Raw genomic sequence first — 4,407 nt, 5'->3', positions numbered from 1 at the left:
TCCCCGGCGTCCCGGTCGAGCCGCAGGCCGGTCCGTACGGCGAGCAGCCGTACCGTCCGGCGACGCCGCCGCCCGCCATGCCGCCGCAGGGCGACCCCGCCGCCGGTGTGCCGGGCCAGGCCGGGCCGAACCCGTGGGCCGCGCCGCCGCAGCAGCAGGGCTGGGGCGGGGCCCCCGCCGGACCCGTCGCACAGGGCGCGCCGCTGGGCTACACGGCCGCCGTCGAGCTGTCCTCGGACCGGCTGCTGAAGAACCAGGCGCCCGAGCGCCGCCAGGGTCCCCCGCGCTTCCGGCTGGGCGGCAAGGCCGCCGAGGCGGACCGGGCGCAGAAGCTGGCCGTCCTGCGCACGCCGGTGATGACCAGCTACAAGATCGCTGTCATCAGCCTCAAGGGCGGCGTCGGCAAGACGACCACGACCACCGCGCTCGGCTCCACCCTGGCCAGCGAGCGCCAGGACAAGGTCATCGCGATCGACGCCAACCCGGACGCCGGCACGCTCGGCCGCCGTGTGCGTCGCGAGACCAGCGCGACCATCCGCGACCTGGTCACCGCGATCCCGTACCTGCGCAGCTACATGGACGTACGCCGGTACACCTCGCAGGCGAGCAGCGGTCTGGAGATCCTGGCCAACGACGTCGACCCCGCCGTCTCGACGACCTTCAACGACGAGGACTACCGCCGCGTCATCAACTTCCTGGGCGAGCAGTACCCGATCATCCTCACGGACTCCGGCACCGGTCTGCTCTACAGCGCCATGCGCGGCGTGCTGGACCTGGCGGACCAGCTGATCGTCGTCTCCACCCCCAGCGTCGACGGTGCGAGCAGCGCCAGCACCACGCTGGACTGGCTCACCGCCCACGGCTACGCGGACCTGGTCCAGCGCAGCATCACGGTCGTCTCCGGGGTCCGCGAGACCTCAAAGATGATCAAGGTGGACGACATCGTCGCCCACTTCCAGACCCGCTGCCGCGGCGTCGTGGTCGTCCCCTTCGACGAGCACCTGGCCGCGGGCGCCGAGGTCGAGCTGACCCGGATGAAGCCGAAGACCCGCGAGGCCTACTTCAACCTCGCCGCGATGGTGGCCGCGGACTTCTCCCGGATCCAGCCGCAGCAGATGGGCTGGCAGCAGCAGCCCGGCATGCCGCCGCAGCCGGGTCAGCCGCAGCCGGGCTACGACCCGCGCCAGCAGTACCAGCAGCCCCAGCCCTACCCGCCGCAGCAGGGGCAGCCGGGCCAGCCCGCGGCCCACCCGCAGCAGCCGCAGGCCCCGCAGCCCGGCCAGCCGCAGCCGGGCTACGACCCGCGCCAGCAGTGGGGTTACGGCTACCCACCGCCGCAGCAGTGAGCCCGTGCTGACATGACGAGGGGCGGACCGCCGAAGCGGTCCGCCCCTCGTCGCGTCGTCGCGTCGGCTCAGACCCCGTCGGTCAGCTCGCGGGCGCGCTTCACGTCGTCGGCCATGCGGTCCAGCAGGGCCTCGATCGAGTCGAACTTCTCCATGCCGCGCAGGTAGGCGAGGAAGTCCACGGCCACGTGCAGCCCGTAGAGGTCCAGGCCGACCCGGTCGATCGCGTAGGCCTCGACGGTGCGCTCGGTGCCGTCGAAGGTGGGGTTGGTGCCCACCGAGATCGCGGCCGGCATCCGCTCCTGATCCACCGTCAACCAGCCCGCGTAGACGCCGTCGGCGGGAACGGCGGTGTGCGGGAGCGTCTCGACGTTGGCCGTCGGGTAGCCGAGCTCGCGGCCACGCTGCGCGCCGCGCACGACGACGCCCTCGACCTGGTGCGGGCGTCCCAGCACCTCGGCCGCGCCGACGACGTCGCCCTCGGCGACCAGGCGGCGGGCCAGCGTCGAGGAGAACGGCGCGCCGTCGCCCGCCGCGCCGGTGATCCGCAGATCCAGGACCTCGACGCCGAAGTCGTGCACCCCGCCCAGCTCGGCCAGCAGCTCGACGTTGCCCGCGGCGCGGTGCCCGAAGCGGAAGTTGGGGCCCTCGACGACGAGCCGCGCGTGCAGGCCGTCGACGAGCACCTGCCGGACGAACTCCTCCGCCGACAGCTGGGAGAACTCCGCGGTGAACGGCAGCACCAGCACCGCGTCGACGCCCAGCGCGCCCATCAGCTCGGCCCGGCGGTGGTGCGGCGCCAGCAACGGCGGGTGGCTGCCGGGGCGGACGACCTCGCTCGGGTGCGGGTCGAAGGTGACCACCACCGAACGGGCCCCGAGCTCGCGGGCACGGTCCACGGCGTGGCCGATGATCAGTTGGTGGCCCTGGTGCACCCCGTCGAAGGACCCGATGGTGACGACGCTGCGTCCCCAGTCCTCCGGCACTTCCGTCAGGCCCCGCCAGCGCTGCACCTTGACCGCTCCTCGTCCGTCCTGCGCGTCGCCGCAGGCCCCAGTGTTTCCAACCCCCTATACCTTGCCATGGGCCTGGTCCGGGATCCTCATCGGACTCGTCACAGCCGGGCGGAGCAGCGCGCGCAACTCCCGCGCGAGAACGCAGTCGAGGTCCGCGAGCGCCTCGGCGAGACGCCAGCGCACGGGCTCGGGCTGCTCGGTCGCAGCGTCGCGGACGAAGGCGAGCAGCGTCTCGCGCTCGGCCGGCCCGTGCCCGAGCCGCGCCCGCAGCCACCCCCCGACCTGGGCGGCCGCCTCCGGACGGCGCTGGAGGTGCTCCCGGACGAGCCGGGCGGCCCCGGTCCTGGCCCGCGGCGCCGGCGTCGCGCCGAGCGCCCGCAGCACGGCGGCAGCCTCCTCCCCCGGCTCACGGAGCCGCGCCGCGTAGCCGGTCAGCACCAGCGCGGGGTCGCTGTCCAGCGCGGGCGCGAGCGCCGCCGCGCCGAGCAGCGGATCCCCGGCCAGGTAGCGGTCGACTGCCTCGCGCAGACGCTTCGGCCGGGCGGCCGGATCGCTGATGAGCGCGGCATAGGCCGCGCCGTGCAGCGACGCCTCGTCCTCGCGCGCGAGCAGCGCCTCGGCGGCGAGCCGCAGCAGCGTCCGCTCGGCCGCCGCGCCTGCGGCCCCCTTCGTGGCGCAGGCGGCCGTCGAGGCCGTCGCTGCCTGGCGCGCCAGCAGCGGCAGCACGGTCGCGGCGGCCACGTGCCGCTCGGGACGCGGATCGTGCGCCCAACGGTCCACGGCCCGCGCCAGCGCCGACGGCTCCGCCTGCGCGAGCGCCCGCAGCAGCGCGTCCGCGCGCGGATGCGCCGCGTCGACAAGCGCCTCCGCGAGCTCGTCCAGCGCGACGTGCCGGTGCGCGAACAGCGTCTCCGCGGCGATGCCGCTGAGACGCTCGTCGGCCAGCCATCGGCACAACGGAGGCAGGGCCGCACCGGGCTCCCGCGCGACCACCTCGCCCAGCAGCCGCCCGGGCTCCTCCGCCCCGGCCCGCACCAGCACCCGCAACACGTCGAGCCTCGCCTCCACGGTCAGCGGCAGGCTCCGCCAGAAGTCCCATGGCAGGAACGGCCCGCCCTGCGCCACACTCTGCCTCTCGCCGCCCCCCGCCAGCCCACCCGGCGCACCGGCGGCGCCGCGCCCGCCAGGCGCCCCCGCCCCGGCGGCTTCGGTGACCCGCTCAGCGCCGGCCGGCAGTCCGGGAATGCCGGGCCACGACGCACCTCCGCCGCCCGACTCAGTAGCGAGTCCGCTGTGCGCCCCGGCCCCGAACACCTCCGTCGTCCGCTCGCGGCCCTGCTGCGGCGCGGCGGACACGGACCAGAAGGTCCCTGCGGCGCCCGCCTCGGCCGCAGCTCCGCCGGGCGCGCGGGCCTCGCACGCGTTCGGCGCTGCGGCCCCCGCGTGGCCGCCGTTGCGCAACCCGGGGAGGTCGGACCATGACTCACCCGCGACGCCCTCTCCCGCTCCGGCGGCGAGCCCGCCGGGCGTGGCGGCCGGCACGGACCAGACCGTGCCTGGGCAGCCCGCTCCAGGGGCAAGGACACCAGGTGCCTCTGCCTTCCTCCGTCGGCCGCCCCCCGCGCCGCGCGGCCTGGCGGAGGGACGGGTGGGGCCCGGGGTGGTGCTGGAGACGACGCGGGCGGCCAGGGCGCGGAGGAGCGGGGCGTAGGTCGCGGCGTTCGGGAGTCGGTGGAGGGTGTCGGTGAGGAGGCGCCCGGCCCACCAGTGGGCCTCCGAGCCGGGGGGCGCCGCCTCCGGGCCGTCGAGGCGCAGGACGAGGCGGCTGAGCAGCGACTCCAGAGCCTGCGGGTCGTCGGCGTCCAAGCCGAGGAGCGCCTGCCGGACGACCGCGAGACGCCAGCGCGGGACGCCGCCGCCCGTCGGTTGGCCGGGGATCGGGACCGGCGGCGCCCACCCGAGCGGGCCGCCACGGCGGTGGGCGCCGACGGGGCGCGGCGGCGGCTCCTCCGCCGACGGGGGCGCGGCGTCGGCCAGGATCATCG

2 protein-coding genes and 1 pseudogene are annotated in these 4,407 nt (G+C 76.2%); 1 reads left to right on the top strand and 2 read right to left on the bottom strand.

From position 1 onward, the window contains the following. Positions 1-1,346 (top strand): MinD/ParA family ATP-binding protein (locus tag TR48_RS36505; protein ID WP_152628383.1); only part of this gene is annotated, 1,346 nt, incomplete at its 5' end. Between the two features lie 68 nt (positions 1,347-1,414). Here TR48_RS36505 and TR48_RS36500 read toward each other — a convergent pair. Next, positions 1,415-2,359: a bifunctional riboflavin kinase/FAD synthetase gene (locus TR48_RS36500; protein WP_084730056.1), complete on the bottom strand. Its 945-nt coding sequence runs from the start codon at positions 2,357-2,359 to the stop codon at positions 1,415-1,417. A 57-nt stretch (positions 2,360-2,416) separates the two neighbouring features. After that, positions 2,417-4,407 (bottom strand): annotated as a pseudogene (locus tag TR48_RS36495) (hypothetical protein); the annotation flags it as partial.

Source organism: Streptacidiphilus neutrinimicus (assembly GCF_000787815.1).
Classification (GTDB): domain Bacteria; phylum Actinomycetota; class Actinomycetes; order Streptomycetales; family Streptomycetaceae; genus Streptacidiphilus; species Streptacidiphilus neutrinimicus.
Note: the sequence above shows the minus strand (reverse complement) of the source record. Positions and strands in the feature narration are given on the sequence as shown.